Source organism: Flavobacterium aurantiibacter, assembly GCF_002251775.1.
GTDB classification, from domain to species: domain Bacteria; phylum Bacteroidota; class Bacteroidia; order Flavobacteriales; family Flavobacteriaceae; genus Flavobacterium; species Flavobacterium aurantiibacter.
Genome location: NZ_NOXX01000209.1, coordinates 22,817 through 44,595, shown reverse-complemented (window position 1 = coordinate 44,595; position 21,779 = coordinate 22,817). Strand labels below are relative to the sequence as shown.

22 protein-coding genes are annotated in these 21,779 nt (G+C 41.8%); 10 read left to right on the top strand and 12 right to left on the bottom strand.

Going from position 1 to position 21,779, the window contains the following annotated elements; genetic code table 11:
- Nucleotides 1-4 precede the first annotated feature (4 nt).
- The 6 genes from CHX27_RS11295 to CHX27_RS11275 all read left to right on the top strand — a co-directional run bounded on the left by CHX27_RS11295 (nt 5) and on the right by CHX27_RS11275 (nt 5,159).
- Entirely contained in the window at nt 5-1,192 is a 1,188-nt protein-coding gene (locus CHX27_RS11295; protein ID WP_094486886.1) for a glycoside hydrolase family 130 protein, read from the top strand.
- 14 nt (nt 1,193-1,206) lie between these two features.
- Nucleotides 1,207-2,406: an AGE family epimerase/isomerase gene (locus CHX27_RS11290; protein WP_243388989.1), complete on the top strand. Its 1,200-nt coding sequence runs from the start codon at nt 1,207-1,209 to the stop codon at nt 2,404-2,406.
- Nucleotides 2,403-3,629, top strand: coding sequence for a glycoside hydrolase family 26 protein (locus tag CHX27_RS11285; protein ID WP_094486885.1), 1,227 nt, complete (start codon nt 2,403-2,405; stop codon nt 3,627-3,629). The genes CHX27_RS11290 and CHX27_RS11285 overlap by 4 nt, the downstream gene beginning before the upstream one ends.
- A gap of 4 nt (nt 3,630-3,633) precedes the next feature.
- Nucleotides 3,634-4,038, top strand: a complete 405-nt coding sequence (locus CHX27_RS15815; RefSeq protein ID WP_243388988.1) for a glycoside hydrolase 5 family protein — start codon at nt 3,634-3,636, stop codon at nt 4,036-4,038.
- A gap of 87 nt (nt 4,039-4,125) precedes the next feature.
- A complete protein-coding gene (locus CHX27_RS15810; protein WP_243388987.1) occupies nt 4,126-4,914 on the top strand; it encodes a glycoside hydrolase 5 family protein in 789 nt (262 codons plus the stop codon).
- 32 nt (nt 4,915-4,946) lie between these two features.
- Entirely contained in the window at nt 4,947-5,159 is a 213-nt protein-coding gene (locus CHX27_RS11275) for a hypothetical protein (RefSeq protein ID WP_094486884.1), read from the top strand.
- Nucleotides 5,160-5,174: 15 nt separating this feature from the next.
- Here the strand turns inward: CHX27_RS11275 and CHX27_RS11270 are convergent, their stop codons facing one another.
- From CHX27_RS11270 to CHX27_RS11255, 4 genes are read right to left on the bottom strand one after another with little or no spacing between them, the layout of a single operon-like run.
- Complete coding sequence (locus CHX27_RS11270) at nt 5,175-6,131, bottom strand: aldo/keto reductase (RefSeq protein ID WP_094486883.1); 957 nt, start codon at nt 6,129-6,131, stop codon at nt 5,175-5,177.
- Nucleotides 6,132-6,137: 6 nt separating this feature from the next.
- A complete protein-coding gene (gene bglX, locus CHX27_RS11265) occupies nt 6,138-8,417 on the bottom strand; it encodes a beta-glucosidase BglX (protein ID WP_094486882.1) in 2,280 nt (759 codons plus the stop codon).
- Nucleotides 8,414-9,778 (bottom strand): sialate O-acetylesterase, encoded by a 1,365-nt coding sequence (locus CHX27_RS11260; RefSeq protein ID WP_094486881.1) that lies wholly within the window; start codon nt 9,776-9,778, stop codon nt 8,414-8,416. Before CHX27_RS11260 ends, bglX begins: the two co-directional genes overlap by 4 nt.
- Entirely contained in the window at nt 9,768-10,829 is a 1,062-nt protein-coding gene (locus tag CHX27_RS11255) for an SGNH/GDSL hydrolase family protein (RefSeq protein ID WP_094486880.1), read from the bottom strand. The genes CHX27_RS11260 and CHX27_RS11255 overlap by 11 nt, the downstream gene beginning before the upstream one ends.
- Nucleotides 10,830-11,265: 436 nt before the next feature.
- On the opposite strand from CHX27_RS11255, the gene CHX27_RS15570 reads away from it, so the two are divergent.
- Nucleotides 11,266-11,739 carry a hypothetical protein gene (locus CHX27_RS15570; RefSeq protein WP_094486879.1) on the top strand — a complete coding sequence of 158 codons (474 nt, stop codon included), beginning with the start codon at nt 11,266-11,268 and terminating at the stop codon, nt 11,737-11,739.
- 185 nt (nt 11,740-11,924) lie between these two features.
- Here the strand turns inward: CHX27_RS15570 and CHX27_RS11245 are convergent, their stop codons facing one another.
- Nucleotides 11,925-12,128 (bottom strand): hypothetical protein, encoded by a 204-nt coding sequence (locus tag CHX27_RS11245; RefSeq protein ID WP_094486878.1) that lies wholly within the window; start codon nt 12,126-12,128, stop codon nt 11,925-11,927.
- 179 nt (nt 12,129-12,307) lie between these two features.
- Nucleotides 12,308-12,541, bottom strand: a complete 234-nt coding sequence (locus CHX27_RS11240) for a hypothetical protein (protein ID WP_133063464.1) — start codon at nt 12,539-12,541, stop codon at nt 12,308-12,310.
- A gap of 302 nt (nt 12,542-12,843) precedes the next feature.
- Between CHX27_RS11240 and CHX27_RS15565 the strand changes: the two genes are divergently transcribed.
- On the top strand, nt 12,844-12,993 hold the full coding sequence (locus CHX27_RS15565) for a hypothetical protein (protein ID WP_165764503.1): 150 nt from the start codon (nt 12,844-12,846) through the stop codon (nt 12,991-12,993).
- Nucleotides 12,977-13,474 carry a DUF6169 family protein gene (locus CHX27_RS11235; RefSeq protein WP_094486876.1) on the top strand — a complete coding sequence of 166 codons (498 nt, stop codon included), beginning with the start codon at nt 12,977-12,979 and terminating at the stop codon, nt 13,472-13,474. Before CHX27_RS15565 ends, CHX27_RS11235 begins: the two co-directional genes overlap by 17 nt.
- A 317-nt stretch (nt 13,475-13,791) precedes the next feature.
- On the opposite strand, the gene CHX27_RS11230 is transcribed toward CHX27_RS11235, so the two are convergent.
- From CHX27_RS11230 to CHX27_RS11210, 3 genes are all read right to left on the bottom strand, one after another.
- Nucleotides 13,792-14,640, bottom strand: coding sequence for a hypothetical protein (locus tag CHX27_RS11230; protein ID WP_094486875.1), 849 nt, complete (start codon nt 14,638-14,640; stop codon nt 13,792-13,794).
- Nucleotides 14,641-15,257: 617 nt separating this feature from the next.
- Nucleotides 15,258-15,755 (bottom strand): hypothetical protein, encoded by a 498-nt coding sequence (locus CHX27_RS11215; protein WP_094486872.1) that lies wholly within the window; start codon nt 15,753-15,755, stop codon nt 15,258-15,260.
- An 81-nt stretch (nt 15,756-15,836) separates the two neighbouring features.
- Complete coding sequence (locus tag CHX27_RS11210) at nt 15,837-16,979, bottom strand: acyl-CoA dehydrogenase family protein (protein ID WP_094486890.1); 1,143 nt, start codon at nt 16,977-16,979, stop codon at nt 15,837-15,839.
- Between the two features lie 97 nt (nt 16,980-17,076).
- On the opposite strand from CHX27_RS11210, the gene CHX27_RS11205 reads away from it, so the two are divergent.
- Nucleotides 17,077-18,153 carry an anhydro-N-acetylmuramic acid kinase gene (locus CHX27_RS11205; RefSeq protein ID WP_094486871.1) on the top strand — a complete coding sequence of 359 codons (1,077 nt, stop codon included), beginning with the start codon at nt 17,077-17,079 and terminating at the stop codon, nt 18,151-18,153.
- A 4-nt stretch (nt 18,154-18,157) separates the two neighbouring features.
- On the opposite strand, the gene CHX27_RS11200 is transcribed toward CHX27_RS11205, so the two are convergent.
- From CHX27_RS11200 to CHX27_RS11190, 3 genes are read right to left on the bottom strand one after another with little or no spacing between them, the layout of a single operon-like run.
- The gene (locus CHX27_RS11200) at nt 18,158-19,954 is read right to left on the bottom strand and encodes a serine hydrolase domain-containing protein (protein ID WP_094486870.1); all 1,797 of its coding nucleotides are present in this window, start codon (nt 19,952-19,954) and stop codon (nt 18,158-18,160) included.
- 52 nt (nt 19,955-20,006) lie between these two features.
- Nucleotides 20,007-21,167, bottom strand: a complete 1,161-nt coding sequence (locus CHX27_RS11195) for a helix-turn-helix domain-containing protein (protein ID WP_094486869.1) — start codon at nt 21,165-21,167, stop codon at nt 20,007-20,009.
- 10 nt (nt 21,168-21,177) lie between these two features.
- The gene (locus tag CHX27_RS11190; protein ID WP_094486868.1) at nt 21,178-21,594 is read right to left on the bottom strand and encodes an OsmC family peroxiredoxin; all 417 of its coding nucleotides are present in this window, start codon (nt 21,592-21,594) and stop codon (nt 21,178-21,180) included.
- Nucleotides 21,595-21,779 lie beyond the last annotated feature (185 nt).

The following is a 21,779-nucleotide window of genomic DNA, read 5'->3' as shown; positions in this document are numbered from 1 at the left end:
AGGAATGATTACTGAACAAATCACACGAATTCCGAATTACGCTGAACTTATGAAACAGCACGAACAGTTCTTAGCTATTGAGAACCATAAAATTTTGCACGGAAATGGCATTTACTCTAGATACAACAATCCGGTAGTTACCGAAAATCACGTACCGATTCACTGGCGCTACGACTTAAACGCCGAGACAAACCCACACGGTATGGAACGCATCGGATTTAACGCGACCTTCAATGCCGGTGCTATGAAATGGAACGGTAAATTCCTTGTTTGTGTTCGTGTCGAAGGCAACGATCGCAAGTCTTTTTTCGCTATGGCAGAAAGTGATACTGGCGTCGATAACTTCCGTTTCTGGGATAAACCCTGCGTTATTCCAGAAATTCCGGGAAATCCCGACACTAACGTTTACGATATGCGCCTGGTTGCACACGAAGACGGTTGGATTTACGGAATCTTTTGTACCGAGCGCAAAGATCCAAATGCTCCTACAAACGACACCAGTTCAGCGGTGGCTAACGCCGGAATCGTACGAACCAAAGATTTAATCCACTTCGACAGACTTCCCGACCTCATCTCAAACAGCGGTCAGCAGCGAAATGTTGTCATTCACCCGGAATTCGTCGACGGAAAATACGCCATTTACACACGACCGCAAGACGGCTTTATCGACGTTGGTAGCGGCGGTGGCATCGGATTGGGATTCATTACAGATATGAAAAATCCGGTTGTCGAAAACGAACAAATCATCTTCGGAAAAAGCTATCATACCGTTTACGAACTTAAAAACGGTTTAGGGCCTGCTCCCATAAAAACCAACGAAGGCTGGCTACATTTAGCACACGGCGTTCGAAATACCGCTGCCGGATTGCGATATACGCTTTACTTGTTTATGACTGATTTGAACGATATCAGTCGGGTGATTTATAAACCAGCCGGACATTTTATGGCACCACAAAACGATGAACGCATCGGCGATGTGTCGAACGTTTTGTTCTCTAACGGTTGGATTGCTGAGGAAAACGGCGACGTTTACATTTACTATGCATCGTCTGATACGCGTTTGCATGTAGCTACCTCAACCGTCGAAAAATTAGTAGATTATTGCAAAAACTCACCTGTAGATACTTATACCTCGGGAGGATCTGTGCGAACGATACTCGACTTGATCGAACGCAACAAGAACTTCAAATAATAGCAACAGTTTTCATGAATACACCCACGCATCAAACCATAATAGATATAAATCGTTTGCAAGAAATGCTCGATGATATACTCGCGTATTGGATGCGAGAAACCATCGATGAAAAAAACGGCGGTTTTATCGGACAAATTGATGTGCACGAAAATAAAAATTGGCAAGCAGACAAAGGTTCCGTATTGCATGCACGGATCTTATACACCTTTTCCGAAGCATATCAGCTAACAGGAAATACCAAATATTTGTACGTGGCCGAATGGGCTTATCGGTACATAGAAACCAATTTCTACCATAAAAATGGCATTTATTGGAGCGTTACCGCAACAGGAGTTCCGAGCGAACGTAAAAATCAAATTTATGCACTTGCTTTTACCATTTACGGCTGTGCCTCGTACTACGCTGTAAGTAAAAATACGCAAGCTTTGGCGATGGCAAACGACCTGTTGACGAAAATCGAAAAATACAGCTTCGATAGCGAATACAACGGTTATTTTGAAGCTTTTACAGAAAATTGGAAACCGCTATCCGATTTTCGATTAAGCGATAAAGACGTCAACGAAAAAAAGACCATGAATACGCATTTGCATATCGTTGAAGCCTATGCAAATTTGTATAAAGTGGCACCATCAGCCGATCTAAAAGAACGCATTCAAAATTTGCTCGATGTTATCGAAGAACATTTCATCAACAAAAAACAATGGCATTTAAATTTGTTCTTTTCCGAAACGTGGACGGAAACCAAAAGCGTTATTTCGTTTGGTCACGACATTGAAGCAGCCTGGTTGCTGCTGTGGTGCGCCGAACAAATTAAAGACGAGAATTACGTAAATCGCTATCGCGAAATAGCCGTGGGTTTGGCACAGGCGTGTTTTAAAGGTGTCGATTCGGACGGCGGACTCTGGTATGAATTTGATCTAAACGAAAATAAGCTGATTCGCGAAAAGCACTGGTGGCCTCAAGCCGAATTTTGGTTGGGCATGCACTGTGCCTACAAGCTTACAAACGACGATAAGTACTTAAATGCCGTAACCGAAAACCTAGCTTTCACTGAAAAATACATTCTCGACCGCGAAAACGGCGAATGGCTTTGGGGTGTTTTAGAAGATAAGTCGAAAATGACCGAAGATAAAGTAGGTATCTGGAAATGTCCGTATCACAACGGACGTGCCTGTATGGAATTGATTAAAATTTTAAAAGAAAACAAATGAAAAAGCTGATTTATGTATTGTGGGGAAGTTTATTATGCATTGCTTGTTCGAGTGGCGGCGATGGTTCGGATACGCAAAATGAAGTACCTGAACCAGATCCTACGCCAAGCGACGCACTTACCGTGGCTAACGCCAGAACCTACATGGCCGATCCAAATGCTACCGAAGAAACCGTTGCACTATTCTACAACCTAAAAAAACTCTCTAAAACAAAAACGATCATTGGTCATCAAGACGCTTTCAATTTCTTTTATCAAGACAATCGGAACATGTCGGACATCAAAAAAACAACCGGTAACGAACCCGGATTGTTAGGCTCTGATTTCATGTTCATTACCGACAAAAACAATCCATCAAACAATTGGTTTGTTCAGCAGGAAAACAAAATTATTGCCGACACCAAAGAAGCGTACAACAAAGGCATGATAAACATTTTTTGCTGGCATTTACGCGAACCTTACAACGAAGAAAGTTTCTACGCCAGTGATATGACCGATCAGCAAAAGACAACTGCTTTTCGCGGATTGCTACCAAACGGTATATTCCACGATTGGTACAAAGCAAAACTCGATAAAGTAGCACAAGTGCTCAACAACTTAACAGCTCCCGACGGAACTAAAATACCCGTGATATTCAGACCTTTTCACGAATTCGACGGAAATTGGTTCTGGTGGGGACAAAACTATTGCACCGCTGAAGAATACAAAGCCGTGTTCCAATTCACCGTTACCTATTTACGCGACGTCAAAAACATTCACAACGTGCTCTACTCCTTCGCTCCCGACAATACATACAGCAATACTTCGTCGTATTTAAGCCGCTATCCCGGCGATGAATACGTTGACGTTTTAGGAATGGATAACTGCGGTGACTTAGGCAACGGACAAGGAACTGCAGGTGCCGACCGCGCTAACGCTAAACTAAAAATGATTTCCGATTTAGCTGTAAATAAAGTAAAAATTGCTGCATTTACCGAAACAGGATATCTAGTGAATAACAGCAACGCTCCCATCGACGGCTGGTTTTCGAATTACGCTTACACGACAATCAGCAAAAACAATCCAGAAATTGCGTTCATCATGTTATGGTATAACTATCAAAACAGTTACTACGTACCAACGCCCGCAAATCCGAATGCAGCCGATTTCTTAGTATTCTCAAACAAAGCGAAATGTTTGCTGCAAAACGATTTACCCGATTTATACACCTTACTACAAAATTAAGCTCATGAAAAAGTTTCCTTTCGCAATTCTAGCCTCACTAGTTCTGTGCATCAGCAGTTTTGCGCAGCATAGCTTCATCAAAATCGAAGACGGAAAGTTTATTCGTAACGGCAAGCCATACCACTATGTAGGCACAAACTACTGGTACGGAGCGCTTTTAGGAATTGGAACTGCCAATCAAAAACGCTTAATCAACGAGCTCGACCAACTTAAATCGCTGGGCATCGAAAACCTCCGTGTTTTAGTAGGTGCCGAAGGTGGTACCGACGATTTTACCGTTCGCGAAGCACTTCAGCCTAACCAAGGGAAATACGATGAAAAGTACCTGAAAGGACTCGACTTTTTAATGTCGGAACTCGGAAAACGCAACATGACAGCCGTTTTGTACCTCACCAATAATTGGGAATAGAGCGGCGGATTGGCGCAGTATTTAGAATGGAACGGCAAAGGCGAAATTCCAAATCCGAATATTCCGCCCAATACATGACCTCAGTTTATGGAATACACCTCAAAATTCCACAGCTGCGAGCCGTGTAAAACGGCTTTTGCCAAGTATATAACATTCATCCTTAAACGCACGAACAGCATCACAGGAAAAAAATATACCAACGATCCGAGTATTTTCGCTTGGGAAGTGGCCAATGAACCACGTGTTTTCACCAAAGAAAACGAAAAAGCTTTCACATCTTGGATTAACGATGTCGTTTCTTTAATCGACAAACTCGATTCAAACCATTTAATTACCACAGGTTCAGAAGGAAAAGCCGGAAGCAACGACGATTTAGAAACTTTTGAACGCACGCACAACAATCCAAAAATCGATTACTTAACCATGCATATTTGGCCCAAAAACTGGGGCTGGTATTCGAGTAGCGATGAAGAAAAAACAACGCCCATAGCCATCGAAAAAACGATGAATTACATCGATGAACACATCAAGGTAGCGCAAAGATTAAACAAACCAATCGTCTTAGAAGAATTCGGATTTCCAAGAAGTATGGAAAGCCTCGACCGAAACAGCAGTACTAAATACCGCGACGCATTTTACGAAGCCGTACTGCAACGCATGCTCACGGCAATCGAAAAAAATGAGCCGTTCGTTGCCCTAAACTTTTGGGGCTACGGCGGTTATGGAAAAAACGATCCGGACAACGGAAAATGGAATATCGGCAACGATTACACCACCGATCCGCCGCAAGAACCGCAAGGGTTAAATTCAGTTTTCGCCGAAGAAACAACTACACTTAATCTCTTAAAAAATTACATCGAAAAGCTCAATCAGTAACCTACTTAAAACCTATCCATACTACCCAACTAATGTGTTTAAAAGCGATGATTTCCCTGAATCGTCGCTTTTTTTATGGCGGCATTTCGCGCTTTTCGTTGCAATACCGCCTAGTTGCGGTGGTTTGGGCAGCTTTTCGCACAGCTTCCGTTGGTCGCTGCGCCAAAAACGCCCGCACACGCCGCCACTTCGGCGCTATTTCCACTGCAATCGCGGCCGCGGCAGCCGTTACCGAAAAATCGTAACCGAAAACGTGTATTTTATCTTAAAATGTGTTCTATTTCCGCTAATTCATCGGCGGTAAACAAGGTATTATCTAACGCCTGTAAATTAGCTAACAACTGTGCCTCCGAACTCGCACCAACCAAAACCGAAGTTACCCGCGTATCTTTCAACAACCACGCAATTGCCAATTGCGCCAACGACTGATTGCGCCCTTTCGCCACAGCACCCAAGGCCCTAATCTTTGCGAGCTTATCCATCGTTATTTCTTCCGGTTGTAAATGACCACTTTCTTTGGCCGCACGCGAATGTTCCGGAATTCCGTTCAAATACTTATCCGAAAGTAAACCTTGCGCCAGCGGCGAAAACGCAATACAGCCAACGCCTGCCTCATCCAAAACATCGAGCAAGCCGTTTTCAGGCTCGCGAACAAATAGCGAATACTTAACCTGATGAATCAAACAAGGCGTTCCCAAATCGTTTAAAATAGAAACCGCACGACGCGTTTGCTCCGGATCGTAATTCGAAATACCCGCATAGAGTGCTTTCCCGCTGCGAACCGCAAAATCGAGGGCCTGCATTGTTTCTTCCAAAGGCGTATTCGGATCGAACCGGTGCGAATAAAAAATATCCACATATTCCAATCCCATTCGCTGTAAACTCTGGTTTAAACTTGCTATCAAGTATTTACGCGAACCCCAATCGCCGTAAGGTCCTTCCCACATCTTGTACCCAGCTTTTGTAGAAATCACCAGCTCGTCGCGCCGATTTCCAGAGAAATTTCGTTGAAGTATCTTCCCAAAATTCGTCTCGGCCGAACCGGGAAGCGGCCCGTAATTATTCGCTAAATCAAAATGGGTAATGCCTTTGTTGAAAGCCGTTTTCACAATTCCTTCTGCCGTAGCAAAATCATCAACCGAACCGAAATTGTGCCACAAACCCAAAGAAATTTGCGGCAATAATAATCCGCTTCGTCCTGTTCTGTTGTATTGCATCGCCAATTACTTTAGCTCGAAACGGGCTTCTAAAACCGTTTGCGAACTGCCGCCAACAAACACCTGAAACACACCCGACTCTACTTGAAAAAAGCCTTCGTTATCAAAGAAACCTAACTCTTCTTTGCCCAATTTAAAACGTATGGTTTTTGTCTCGCCTTTCTTCAGCGAAACGCGTTCAAATCCTTTTAGTTCTTTTACCGGTCGCACCACACTTGCAGTAACATCGCGCAAATACAATTGCACAACTTCAATGCCATCTGATGCTCCTGTATTGGTAACATCTACGCTAACTTCGATGCGATCGTTTCGTTGATACGTCGATTTATCTAACTTCAAATTCTGATACGAAAATGTTGTATAGCTTAACCCAAAACCAAACGGCCATTGCGGTGTTTTATCGACATCAATAAAATGCGACCAGAACACGTTGTTGTCGACATTAGTTGGCCGACCCGTATTGTGATGGTTGTAGTAAATCGGGCACTGCCCCACGTTTCGCGGAAAGCTAACCGGAAGTTTTCCCGACGGATTGTAATCGCCAAAAAGAACCTCAGCAACAGCATTTCCGGCTTGAGTTCCCAAATGCCAAGCTTCCACGATACTCGGAATGTGCTCGGCAGCCCAAGGCAAGGCTAGAGGTCGGCCGTTATTCAAAACCAAAACCACATTTTTATTGACCCGATATACCGCTTCCAAAAATTCTTGTTGAAATCCGGGTAAACCAATTTCGGTACGTGTACGTGCTTCGCCACTCATAAAGCCGTGTTCGCCCATAACAAGCACCACCACATCGGCTTTTGCCGCAACTTCCAAGGCACGATCCATACCCGTTTTATCGCTGTAATTTATCTGAACTTCCTCTGTAAAAGCAGGTTTTCCCAGAAAGTAATCAGGCCCTTTTTCGTATATCAAATTCGAACCTACATACTTCTGCATACCTTCCAAAACCGAAACGGCTGTGTTGTCGTCGGCAGCAATGCGCCAACTACCCAACGGACTCGTTTTATCGGCAGCTAAAGCTCCAATGAGTGCAATTTTCTGATTGTTTTTCTTCAACGGTAAAAGTTGATTCTCGTTCTTTAGCAACACAATCGATTTGCGAGCCATATCCAAAACCGCAGCATGGTTTTCGGCGCTTCCTATAACAGCCTGCTCGCGTTTCTTATCGCAATAACGATACGGATCGTCGAATAAACCCAATTCGAATTTTACGGTTAGTATGCGCGAAACAGCATCGTCGATTAGAGCTTCCGAAACTTTACCAGAACGCACTAAATTCGCCAATTCCGCTACATATAAATACGATTCCATGTCCATATCGGCTCCTGCTTTCACAGCTTTTTCCGCGGCATCGGTACCATTCTCAGCGTACCCATGAACAACCATTTCTCGAATCGAAGCCCAATCGGTAATTACAAAACCGTCGAAAGCCCACGAACCTTTTAGAATATCGCGTTGCAGCATTTCGTTACCTGTCGCCGGAATACCATTCAATAAGTTAAAGGCATTCATAAATGTGCGCACACCGGCATCTTTAGCCGCTTTAAACGGCGGTAAAACCATGTTAAATAAGGTATTGTTACCCATTTCAACCGAATTGTATTCTTTGCCCGATTCTACAAATCCGTAGGCAGCAAAGTGCTTGGCGCAAGCTGCAATCGTGTTTGGCTTACTTAAATCGGCTGCCGTATCGCCCTGAAATCCTGTCACACGTGCTTTGGCGATTAAACTCCCCAGATACGGATCTTCTCCGGCACCTTCCATAATTCTTCCCCAACGAGCATCGCGGGTTATATCAACGTTCGGACCAAACGTCCAGTTAATTCCCGAAGCCGATGCCTCAGCAGCAGCCACTTGTGCTGATTTTTTAATGGCGTCTAAATCCCAACTCGCAGCTTCAGCCAGCGGAATCGGACTCAGCGTTTTATATCCGTGAATGACGTCAAAACCAATAATGAGCGGAATTCCCAATCGGGTTTCCTCCACAGCAATTTTCTGCACGGCACGTACCTGATCGACACCCCGAACAGTAAGCATCGATCCAACCCAACCTTTCTTCAAATGTTCGTATTTGGTTGCAGCGTTTCCGTCCTTGGGTGCGGGTCCGGTAACTTCCCAAAATCCGTTGTATTGGTTCATCTGACCAATTTTTTCCTCCAAAGTCATTTTTGCCAACAATTCGGCAACGCGCTTTTTAATGTTTTCAGGCTGTTTTGCAGTCATTTTTTGTGCTAGTGATAAAACCGAGAATAATAATGCGAGAGCTACAGTAATTTTTTTCATGATTTTTTAAGTGAAAATCCGGATAAAGGCATTCCTTGCGAAGTAAAAATAGTGGCAGAGGCCTCGTCTTGCCAGCCGTAACGTAGAGCTGTAGGTGCAAACTTGCAGGAAATGACCAAGGTGTTTTTTGAAACTTTGACAGGTGCTTTTACAAAATTTCCCGCCGCATCGGCCACTTCAAAAACGGCAGTTCCGGTTTTTTGTACGAAATTGAAAATCGAGTCGAACTCCAAAACAATTCCTTTCTTTTCCCAACGTACGTTTTTAATAATTGGATTGTTGAACGACTTATCTAAACTTTTATAGTGATGTACTAAAGCTAATGTTGCTAAACGCTCGCCCACTGTTTTCTTATCGCGCGGATGAATATCAGCTGCATCACCGGCATCTGAAATAACGGCCAAATGTGCGCCCGCATACTGCTCACAAAATAAGCGTTGTTGCTCGCGTAAGGCGGTGCCGTACTGCACATCGCCGTCGTAGTTGTAGGGTGCAAGTTGTACAACATAGACCTGAAAATCTAATTTCCAAGCTTGACGCCACGAATCGAAAAACGCTTGTAGCATGGCGGCGTACGTATCATTACCCACGTTGCTTTCTCCTTGATACCAGAGAACTCCGGCAATTGGAAAACCAACAATGGGATGAATCATGGCATTGTATACGACCGAAGCCTGATGCGGACAATAATCCGATGGTTTTAAATTAGCAGCTGAATTGCGCAAAACGTCACTTTTATCGACCGCTGGTTTTGGCACCCAAACCTCTAAAGGTGTTCCGCCCCACGCACTTACAATAACACCAACCGGCACGTTGCCTAGCTGTGCTTGCAAGCGTTTTGCAAAGAAGTAAGCCGTAGCACTTTTACTTCGAATGGTCTCGGGAGAAATAGACTCCCATTTGGCAGGAATTTGCTGTTGCGGAACGTCGGCGGCAACTTTATCGACCGTAAAAAACCGAATGTCGTTGTTCTTGTCGTTTGCAACTTCGCTGCTGTGCATTTCGCCCCAATCAAAAGTCATTTCCATATTCGATTGGCCGCTGCAAAGCCAAACTTCGCCCAACAACACGTCTTTTAAAATACGTTCCGAATAGCCTTTAATATTTATGGTTTGCGAACCGCGCTTATCGGGAACAGGAATACTAACTTCCCAGTAAGCATATGAATTCACCACGGTTTCTGCGGTGGCATCCGACCACGAAACCGTCACTTTTATCGGTTCTTTAGGCGTTCCCCATCCCCAAATTTTAAGATTGCTGTTGCGTTGTACAACCATACCGTCGGAGAAAATTTCGGGCAAACGCGGATTAGCATACATATTTTGTAGCAGCAAGAGTAAAATTCCCAAACTAATTCTCATTCAATAAAGCTTTTAAGGTTGGCGCTAACTCGTCGGACAAAATTTGATGATCCATCATATCGGGATGATAATCGCAGCCGCGCGGTTTCATTTCTTTGAACGAAAACAGTTGAACGTTGATGTTCTTACTTTTTAAATCGGCTTGAATACTGCGCAAACACGACTGTAATCGGGCTTTTTTCTCACCGTTAAGCATCGGACTGTCGAGCAATAAAATCTTGGCATTTGGATACTTTCCGTGTAATTTTTCTACGAATTGCGTGTAGTTGGAAATGAATTTAGCATCGTTAAACGGCAAGCGCTTTTTCTTGCCATCGCCATCGGAAAAGTCGTTTGTACCCAAGCAAATACTGATAATATCCGGAATTTGCGTGGCTTGATACGCTATTTTTTTAGCGTTGTTGAGATACAAGTTGTCGTACACTTGTGGCAGCGTGGGTTCGGCTTCGTTTTCGTCGTTCCAGTTGCGGTAAATTCCGAATCCGGAGACGGAACTGAGCAGAAAATCGGTTTTCAGTGCACGTGCTGTTATGGGTCCGTAGGCGTAATAGGCGTTGTGCTGGTCGAACCATTGATCGGTATGACACGGAATAGCCAAATCGTTACCCATGCCGCAGGTGATGGAATCGCCAATAAACTCGATGCGTTTTCGATTAGTGGCGGGTATTGGTTGCAGTTGGGTAAGTGGCGATCCGTCGAAGATGAGTTGTCCGATCGAGGCTTCGGTGGCTTTATAGACTTCCACGACATGCGTAGAACCGGGGTTCAAATCGAGCGTAATTGGACTTGGTTTTCCGGGTTCTACGGGATAGCGACCTAAGTAAGCGCCGTCGACAACGAGCACGGCATAATCGCGGTGTGCCCACGAGTCGACAGCTTGTAAGTTGAACGTCACTTCGGTTGCAGTAGTTGCAAACGCTACGCCCGATGCGGCGCCTACGAGTTCGAATTGTGTTGCCGATTTCGGATTGCAGCGACCGAAATGTTGAATATTTTGTGCAAAGTGCCCGGAGCTTAGCAACAAGAGCCCGAACAGCCATTTATTTGACATACATTGATTTTTAGTAACAAAAAACTAAGATACTGCCGAATGTGCATTGGCAGCGGTACTAAAATGTCAATTTTGCAACATTTATTTTCATTTGGTCGTGCCGGCGCCACAGGGGAGGGAAGATGCGGCAGGCGCCATGGGACAAAAAACAAGATTTCCGCTGCACCCTTTCTTGCGGAAACTGTGTATAGGAATCATTTGGTAGTAATCAAAACGCCTGAAAAACATCTTTGAATTGGATTAAAAGGGAGATGACATCTCCTTAATTGTAGCAGATATGCTGATAAAAATGCTTATTCCTAAAACAACTCAATGATTGCGAGTTTGTAGAACGTTCTTAACTCTTTTTCATTTTCACAACAAACTTTCACACAAATAATAAATACTTCTATTTAAAACTTTACATTTATGCACTTTTAACTAAAATCAAAATTTGATGAAAAAACTATTGTGTTCGATCTTTATTGCGACTTCGTTGCTTTTGTCTTGTAGTTCATCTGAGGAAGACACTAACAATAATCAAGGCGGATTTGCGACAACTCCGGTTTCTGGTGTCGTATACAGCAATCCGTTTACCATGGCAGGCGGAAAAGCGAGAAGTCTTACCAGCAATAACGTCGAAGTTTTTTACATTTACCTCACGGAAACTGCGATCAATTGTAATGAAACTGAAAATTTAGGTCCGTTGTGGATTATTGTTCCAGCCGCAGTTGGCACATACGATTTTGCGGGTGGAGCGCGCATTCAGTTTAAGGATCCTAATTCTGGAGATTTTGAAGGAGCAACTGATGCAGAAATTGAAATTACCGCGATTTCGACAACGACAATCACTGGGAAGCTAAAAGGTAGCGGCTTTAATGCTGCAGAAAACGAGATTAATGGAACCTTCAGCGTTCAGGTTTGTCCATAACCGAGTTTTAAAAAAAATACAGGCCCGACGTTAATTGCGTTGGGCTTTTTTGTTACTAAAATACAGGTTATGTCAAAATGCAAGATTTCAGCTGCAACGCCTGACGCTGGGACAGTGCACGGGGAGACGATTTGGAACTTACATGTATTTTTACTGTTGCGCTTCTATAAGAGGCGTAGCCTGTGTTACTCGTCGTATTTGTTTTTGAGTCGCGCTTGAATCCAGTTTTTAATAGCTTCAAACTTCATTTCCCCGATACTTGCAGATATAACCATTTTGTACTTATCATCTTGATTGGTAAGAAAATCTAGTCCATAGTCGAGAAGTATCAGACGCATAAGCACATACGCTGTTCCTTTATTTCCGTCAAGAAATGGATGATTAATCAATTAACTTTCTAAAATTGCTGCCGCATTATCTTCGGGATTTGGATAAAGATTCTGTTTATCGAAAGTAGCAAAAGGTCGATTAATAGCCTACTCGAGCAAGCCTTTGTCTCGCAGACCCTTGCTTCCGCCAAATTTGTCGATCAAAATATTATGAATGTTGAGAACATCTTGTAGATCAATCATTGAGCCAACTTTTCAAGTAAATCTTTGTCGTTTGCAAGAATTTGACGTAGGTTCATTGCCAGCCGAGTTTTATCTGCTGGTTGTTCTTTCAGCTCTTTTAAAAAGTCTAAAACGTCTTTTAAGACAGTTTCTGGTACGCTGTCTAGGACTTTTTGGATTTCAGACTGTATCTCTGTCTTGGTTATGTTCAAATATACAAAAAATAGAAAAATGTTTCTTGGTGTGTACAATTAAGTAGGTTTATTGTTTTTTTGGCGCGCTGTGTCAGCCTCCCCTAATTCGAACCGTTCTTAAATCAAATCTATCTTATTTACGTTTTAAAATAACTTGGCTTTTGCTGCGGTTATTGAACTAAAACAAAATAATTCTGCAGATTGGATCTTTAAAATAAGTTGTTTTTTGAAGTGATATTGATGGAGTGATTTTTAGTGGGGTTGTGCAACGGTTAAACCTAGTGCAGGAAGTGGCAATTTTTGTTTTTTTACAACTTATACTATATTTTTTATCTTTGTAATGTTTTGATGACACGAAAATGAAAAAGATCGTAGTAAACAGAGAAGTTGTGATTTCTTCGGTAGCTAAAATGGTTGCTGATAAGTCTGCTGTACGTTCGTTTTTGAAAGGCCAAACATCTATTGAAACTTTGACTCGAAAAGGGATTAAGTTTGCCAAGCCCGTATAATTATCATTTTAACGAAATAGCACAATCTTATATTTTTACCACAGTTAATGGTATCGAATATAAGGTTGCTTTTATTTTAGATTATACATTCTCTGCGGTTTCCAATATTGAGATTGATCATATTTATCAATTAATTATTGAAAAAACTACTGACGCCAAGGAACCGCTTGATCGCAATGTATCAGCGACAATTTGTGCGCTTTTATCAACTTTCTTTGATAACGAAAGAAATACCATTCTTTACATTTGTGATGATGGTGATCAGAGAGCCGAAGTAAGATTCAGAAAATTTAATATTTGGTATGCCGAAAGTGAATTAACAGACATTGTAACTAAAGTCGATAATGTAATTGTTAGTGAAAATATTGCAGGCTCTGTAAAAATATACTCATCCTTATTGTATCACAATGAAAACACAAATAAGGAAACCATACTAGATATTTATCATTCTATCGAGCAAATTTTGAGCGAAAAGCCCTAATTGACGGCCTCCTCTATTTCTAACCGTTCACAAATCAAATCTATCTTATTTGCGTCTTCAAATGAATTGGCTTTTGCTGCGGTTTTGAACTAAAACAACACAATTCTGCAGATAGAATTTTAGCGCTTTGCGAAGTCGCCCGACTTTTAAGTATGCTTAAAAAAGTTTATCCCAAAACTAGCTGACTTATTATTAACACGATAGCACGACAACGGAAGGACTTATCTAGCTTGTTTTTTAGTTTTGAAAGAATACTCCGAAGTCGGGAGACTTCGGAGAGCGAGGAGTTGTGGAAGAGTTTCGATGCTTAACATTTGTTATTTCACCAGAGTGTATTTAATCAATTCGTTTGCGTTTTCGTCAATTAAAGTTAAACTCCCATCATTGCCATATATATAACTCCAGCCAAAAGGTTCGGTTTCTAATCGGTAAATTTTAGATTTATTATATGTTTGAATCAATTCAAGCTTTTGAATTCTTCCGCTTATTTTTAAATATAAATTATCATCTGACATTTTTACGAACGAAAATTCACCTTCATCAGTATGGTCCTTGAACGACTGTAAATACCAGCTATTGAGGACTCCAACTTCACTCAGTTTACGCAATTCATTTTGGTATTGGAAAGATTTTAGAAGTTCGTCAACAATATTTACAGTTTCTATTTCGCTTAATTTATCAACTAGAATTGGATATTTCTCTTGCTGGTTGAATAATGAGTAATTGTAAAAAGTTAGCGATAAACATTCGAGTTGATAGGCAGGATAATTTCCTCCAAAATTTTCGATAGCTCCTCCAATTTTTGCACACTTTTCAATTATTGGCCAATACGCTATTTGGCTTTGTCCAATATGGTTATGAGAAAAATTTAATATTGGTAAAAAACCACTAATACCTCTCGAATTGTATCCTTTAGTTCCGTGGATATCAAAAATTAAAGCTGCTTTAATCATATTCGATATCGAAATACTGTCAGCAATTTTTAAGTCAGTTGTATTGACCAGAATTTGTTGATCAATTTTATATAAGTTATTCCAATATTCATTTACAATATCATCTGTTTTTAACTGTTCAATTTCCCTACGATACTCTTCAATAGGGATTTGCGAAAACCCAAAACTAACTGTAAGCAATACAGAAAATAAAATGACAATATTATCTTTCATAATAAATGCTAAATTAATAATTGGCGAAGTTCCCTTACACGTTCCATTTTTCTAAAAAAATCATAAATTATTGTTTAACAACGTATTGCAACAACAAATTTATACGCATCCTGAAGCTAGTAAATATGACTTTTGTTTCGCCTTTTATATTTCACGAATTTACAATTTTTCCACTAAACGTTAGTAACGTATTTCCCAGCCCCGGTTGCAGCGGCAGCCCGGAAAAAAAGACGCTNCATTTTTCTAAAAAAATCATAAATTATTGTTTAACAACGTATTGCAACAACAAATTTATACGCATCCTGAAGCTAGTAAATATGACTTTTGTTTCGCCTTTTATATTTCACGAATTTACAATTTTTCCACTAAACGTTAGTAACGTATTTCCCAGCCCCGGTTGCAGCGGCAGCCCGGAAAAAAAGACGCTTGTTTGAACCGCAACTGTGGTGGCGACGCCAGAAGCCCGCCGCAGTGCGCGTGAAAACAGCGTATTTTTTGAGGACTACAGCGGAAAACGGGATTAGCTGCATAAAAAAACTTCAAAAAAAGCCATCGCTTGTGGGCGAAGTAGCTTCTTTTGAAGTTGGTGTGTACAGTTTGCGCGACTTTTAAACCTCCTACTTTTCTGTTTGTAAATTTAGGAAGTACATCGTTAAATCGTTATCGTTTTTCCACACTTTATACGTGTCAAATGTATGTTTGTTGTACTTGTCGGCGGCTTCGTGCCACACAAAAATTACCACATACGCAGACTCGCTGGGCTTTGCAATTGTTTCGTTGAAATAAACATTCAATTCGTCTAAATTGGGAAGGCTTTTGTGGTAGCTTTTCTTGAGTCGGCTCACATCGCCTTTACCACAAGCGCTTTGTAAAACATCTAATCTGTGTTTTAGCAGTTTTCCTGTGTTGTCGTAAATCAAAAACTTAGGAAGTTCAAATCCTTCTTTTTCTTCAAACTCTTTGATAAATGCCTGAAACTGCTCCTTGGATTTGAAGGTGAGTTCTGCGATCGAATCTTTCGATAACGAATACCGCTTCAAGTAAGCTTCAGCACTGCTTTGTCCTAAAGAAAGCAGCGAATAACCCATGAAAAAAAGAACTAAACTCCACTTCATAAAAGTCAGGTGTTTGTTTTAAAAATCGAGCTTATTTTTTACAAATCAACATTTACAACTTAGCGCACTAGTTTTTCACAATTACTGAGTGAGAATAGCGCGTGAAATCACAATTTTTTGGATCTCGGAAGTGCCTTCGTAAATCTGCGTAATCTTGGCGTCGCGCATGAGTCGTTCTACGTGGTACTCTTTCACATAACCGTTTCCGCCGTGTACTTGAACGGCCTCGATCGTAGTATCCATGGCTACTTGCGATGCGAAAAGTTTGGCCATAGCGCCGCTGATGTCGTAATTTTCGTGCATATCTTTATCGTACGCCGCTTTTAAACACAAATGTCTGGCTGCCTCGATATTCACATACATATCTGCCAATTTAAATGCAATGGCTTGATGCTGTGAAATTTCCTTTCCAAAAGCCTTGCGGTGTTTGCTGTACGCCAATGCTAATTCGTAAGCACCCGAAGCAATTCCCAAAGCCTGAGCAGCAATACCAATGCGTCCACCGGCCAAAGTTTTCATAGCGAATTTAAAGCCGAAACCTTCTTCGCCAATACGATTTGCCTTAGGAACTTTCACATCGGTAAACATCAACGAATGTGTATCAGAGCCGCGAATACCCAACTTTTGCTCTTTTAAACCAACCTCGAAACCAGGCATGTCTTTGGTCATAATCAAAGCATTGATTCCTTTGTGCTTTTTCTCGACATCGGTTTGTGCAATCACGATGTAAAAAGAAGCGGTATTTCCGTTGGTGATCCAGTTTTTAGTTCCGTTAACCAAATAGTGATCGCCCATATCGATGGCTGTGGTTTTTTGGGAAGTGGCATCGCTACCTGCTTCTGGTTCCGACAAACAAAATGCGCCGTGAATCTCGCCTGAGGCTAATCGCGGCAACCATTCTTGCTTTTGCTCTTCCGTTCCAAACTCCTGCAAGCCCCAGCAAACAAGTGAGTTGTTCACCGACATAACCACCGAAGCCGAAGCGTCGATCTTGGAAATTTCTTCCATCGCCAAAACATATGAAATGGTATCTAAGCCGCTGCCTCCGTATTTCGGATCGACCATCATACCCATAAAACCGAGTTCGCCCATTTTTTTTATTTGCTCGTAGGGAAACTCTTGCTTTTCGTCGCGTTCGATAACTCCTGGTAAAAGTTCGGTCTGCGCAAAGTCGCGCGCAGCTTTTTGAATCATTAAATGTTCTTCAGATAATTGAAAATTCATAGGTTTTATACTTTTGGTCTTAAGAAAACGTTTTCGTGCGCCCAAATGTAGGTAATTAACACAAAATTTTTTATTGAACAGTCGCTAATTTTGTTCCATGCAAAAATCAACGTATTCGATTTTGGGTTTGATGTCGGGAACTTCGCTCGACGGACTCGATTTAGCCTTTGTTCAGTTCACGCAGGAATATTCCGTTTGGAGCTACAACATTCAAGTTGCCGAAACTATTTCGTACAGCTCTGATTGGGTAAAAGAACTGTCGGAAGGCATTAATTTAGCTGAATCTGAACTCGCTTCGCTAAACGAGCGTTATACGCTTTTATTAGCCCATTTAGCACTGGCATTTATCGAGAAACACCAACTTAAACCCGACGCCATTTGCAGTCACGGCCATACCATAAAGCACCAGCCGCATTTAGGTTACACGCTGCAAATTGGAAATTTACCTCAACTGGCCGAATTATTGCCGTTTCCGATTGTGTGTGATTTTCGTGTGGGCGACGTAGCTTTAGGCGGACAAGGCGCACCTTTGGTTCCGATTGGCGACGAGCTGTTGTTTTCAAACTACGATTTTTGCTTGAATCTCGGCGGATTTGCCAATGTATCAACAAATACCCACGCGCAACGAATCGCCTTCGATATTTGCCCGGTAAATACCGTTCTGAACTATTTTGCGCAAAAGCTTGGCTTGGAATACGACGCAGGTGGTGCAGTTGCCGCAACGGGTATTGTGAACGAGCAGTTGCTTGCAGATCTAAACGCACTGTCGTTTTACGAAACGGCGCACCCGAAATCGCTCGGAATTGAGTTTGTTAATCGGGAAATCATGCCGATATTGACTTCGTATTCGCTGGCAATTCCCGATGTTTTGCGCACTTTCGTGGAACACATTAGCGATCAGATTTCGTTGCACATCAAACGTTTTGATGGACGAAGTGTTTTGATAACGGGCGGTGGAGCACATCACGAATTTCTAATTAGTAGGCTACGCGAAAAACTACCCGAACATGAACTCACGGTTCCCGACGATTTGACGGTAGCTTTTAAAGAAGCGCTTATTTTTGGTTTTTTGGGCGTTTTACGATTGCGAAACGAGGTAAATGTGTTGGCGTCGGTAACGGGCGCGCGGCACGATCATTCGAGTGGTGTGGTTTATAACAGTCAGCTCTTATAGCAAATTACTTCTGGAATTTTTTAATTAATCCTTGCGCTTCTTCGTAGAGGAAATCGCTGGGTGGGATGGTTTGGAGTTCAGAAACAGCTTTTTCGACTTGCTTTAGTTTGAAAAGCGATTCTGCTTTTCGAATGTGCAATACGGCCGAGTTAGGTAACTTTCGCAAACCGATTTCGGCCACGGCAACGCAAGTGGTATAGCTTTTTGGATGTGCCGACAAATAATTGTAAATGAAGTAATTGAAATCGTTCTCCGAGAAGTTTTTCTTTAGAAATTCGACTTCTGCTGCTTCAAACTGCTGTTGTTCAATTAATTCGTTTAGTGTGAATTCATTATCAAGCATTCGTGGCATGTACGATTGCTCCCAATCGTATTTCAAACCCGTAACATTTTTAGTATTCGAAATTTGAAACTGACCTTTTATGTTGTAATCTGAAAACACGATTTCATTGTCAGCAGTAAATACCACCGGAATTTCTTTTCCTGAATTAATCCGCTCCATTAAAAAACCATCGGATGCTGTCAGGTAAATTACCTCATTATCGCCTTTACGATAGCGACCAACATAGCGTTGCAGTTCGGACGTAGATTTGCGAATCATTTTAATGGGTTCAGGAAGAAAGTCCGACCATTGGTAGGCCTTTGCCACCGCGCGACGCACTTCTGCTGCAAAGCCATTGAAATCGTCGCCACTATTGATCATAATCACCACACCTTTTCCCAATTTCAAACTTCCAAAGGCGTAAGTAACATAACCAGCATTTACACCTTGATGTTCAAAGTACTGTTGCCGACTGTCGGTGCGGCGCAGTAAAAATAAACCCGTTCCCGTTTGCTCGAGATAGGTTCCCGAACTCACCTCGGCAACAGGCTGCGTCATTGTTTCGAACGACCGGCGGCTCAAAATCTGAGATTCGTCCTTTTCCGCTTTCATCATTTCTGCCAAAATAGTGGCTAAATCGGTTGCTGTGGTATTCAATCCAGCCGCAGCTAATTGCGGATACACATATTGTTCGGCAACAAACCACGGCGCAGCAGAATATCCAACAGCAATATTATTCGATAACTGATTGTTTAACGGCTGCTGGAAATTTGTTCGTTGTAAGTGTAATTTATTGAAAACGTATTGATTTGCCAGGACTTCAAATGATTTTCCGCTTACTTCCATGGCAACTAATTGTGCAACCAAATAACCGCCTCCGCTGTAGCGAAATTTACCTACTTCCGAATTCTGCACCACCGGATTACAGCCCGTACCTGGTGCACCTGATAAGATTTCAACGAGACTGGGATAGGTGCTGCGACCATCGGTAAATCCGAAGTACGACGACTGTGAAGTACCGGAACTGTGGCTGAGGAGCATCCGTAAAGTGGCACTCGGATTCGCCATTTCGCTACTGCTTTTCAACTGCCACGACTTTAAGTACGAATTTACAGGTGTGTCTAAATCTAGTTTGCCTTCCTCGACTAAATTCATGATTACAATTCCTAAAATCATCTTAGAAACCGAACCGGCTGAAAATATCGTTCGTTCGTTAACTTTACGCTTTGAGAGCGTGTCGGCATATCCATACGATTTGCTCCAAACCACCTTGTAATTGTCGATAACAGCTATCGATGCTCCTGGAATTTTGTGAAAGTCCATGCGCTCGTGTAGATTCCATTTCGGGAAATCTTCTATCGGAACGTAGGGAATTAAACTCGATTCAACTTCTTTGATTTTCTTGGATTGTGCCGTACTTTGATCAAAACAAATAACTGCCAACGACAAAAGGATGATTTTTAAAACGAAACGTGACATAAAAATATTTTTGAGCAAAACTGACGGTTTATAAGGTGTCGAGCGCTTCAATTTATGATTTGGCACTACTTTTTGAGATTGTTTGCGCTACAAATTGACTTGGCGTAAGACCTGTATGCTTTTTAAAAACGCGATTGAAAGTAGATTTGGAACTGAAACCACATTCTAACGCTAAACCCAAAAAAGTGAGTTCGGTTGATTTTCCTTGTGAAACGTGCGTTTTAAAATGTGTGATTCGTTTCGCATTGATGTAATCGTTAAAATTATAACCACTGTGCTGATTAATAGCCGCCGATAAATAGGTGCTATTGGTTTGCAGTTTTTGCGCCAAAATGGGTAAAGTGGCTCGTTCGTCTAAAAACATTAAATGTTGATTCACTAAGCTGTCGAATGCTTCAAACTGCTGCTGGCTTACGAGTGTTGTATTTTCAATCGTTTCCGTACGAACAGTTTCGTCTCTAATCGCTTGAATACCGGGTAATAAAACTTGATTTCGAAACAAATATGCTTTCACGGCAATGAGTAACAGTAAAACCGCAAATACAAGATAGTAGTATCCGTGAATGAAGTAAAACGTGTAGTCTGGAAAAAAAATGAGATAGAACAGTTTGCAAACTTGAATGATCGTTAAAATTAACAAGAATTGAGTAATCCATTTGATGCGTAGCTCTTCAACAAACGAAACGACATTCTCGACTGAATTTTTGAATTTGAAAACATGTCTTATGCTGCATATTAAATAAATACAGATGGAAACAAAACCACTGATCTGATACCACGAATCGAGTTCTCGATCCCAGCCATCGCCATAAAACTTAGGTTCGTTTCGCAACACGACGTCTGAGATAAACATCCACAATGTAAAAAGCGCGTACAAAACGGCAGGCAAAAAGTGTAGCTTCGAAAACTTGGGTAAATGAGGCGTTGGAAACTGTTTCTGCACATATAATAAAACCAAAGGTCCTAATGCATATAGATGTTGAAACGGCACGTAAAACATGAATGTTCGATACGGCTCAAAGATGTACCAACCCGCGTATCCCAACATCCATGGGGCAAAGTACAAACATCCTAAAACGAGAAAAGCCGAAAGTAGTCGACCGGAATCGTCGGGTCGATTTTTCGACTTTACAAACAAAAGCGTAGCTAAAACCGTAATCAGAAAAAAGATTACAAGCAGTGCTACGCTATAAAAAGTGATACTGTATTGCAAAAGTTACTTCCTACAAAAACGTAGCCTCCGAACTAATAGGCACCTGAAGTGCTTTTGAGATTATGCAATTCTTTTCGGCATCTTTGACAACGGCTTCAAATTCTTCGGCAGTAATGCCCGGCACCTTTCCAGAAATTACCAAATGAATGGCAGTAACTTCAAGTTTTTGCATATCGAGATCTAAAATCGCTTCGGTATCTAAACTTTCAGCAACAATTCCTTTTGCTGTTAGGATTGCTCCAACGGCCATCGTAAAACAACCTGCATGCGCTGCTGCAAGTAATTCTTCAGGATTTGTTCCGGCACCCGATTCAAATCGCGTCTTAAAAGAATATTGCGTGTTGTCTAAAATTGTGCTTGGAGTGGAGAGCGTTCCAGCTCCCGTTTTTAAATCGCCAGTCCAGTGGGCTTTTGCGGTACGTTTCATAATCAAAAATATTTACTGGTAAAGATACGTGAGTTGGTGTAGAAAATGGTAAGTGCTATTTGAAATTATGGTTAAAGAATGGATGAAATACCATCGGAAAAAGTTTTCACTTTCACCCCTACCTTCATTTAACTAGAAAATGTACTTTTACACGCCCAAAAAAACGATTTCGTAACGGGCGTTTC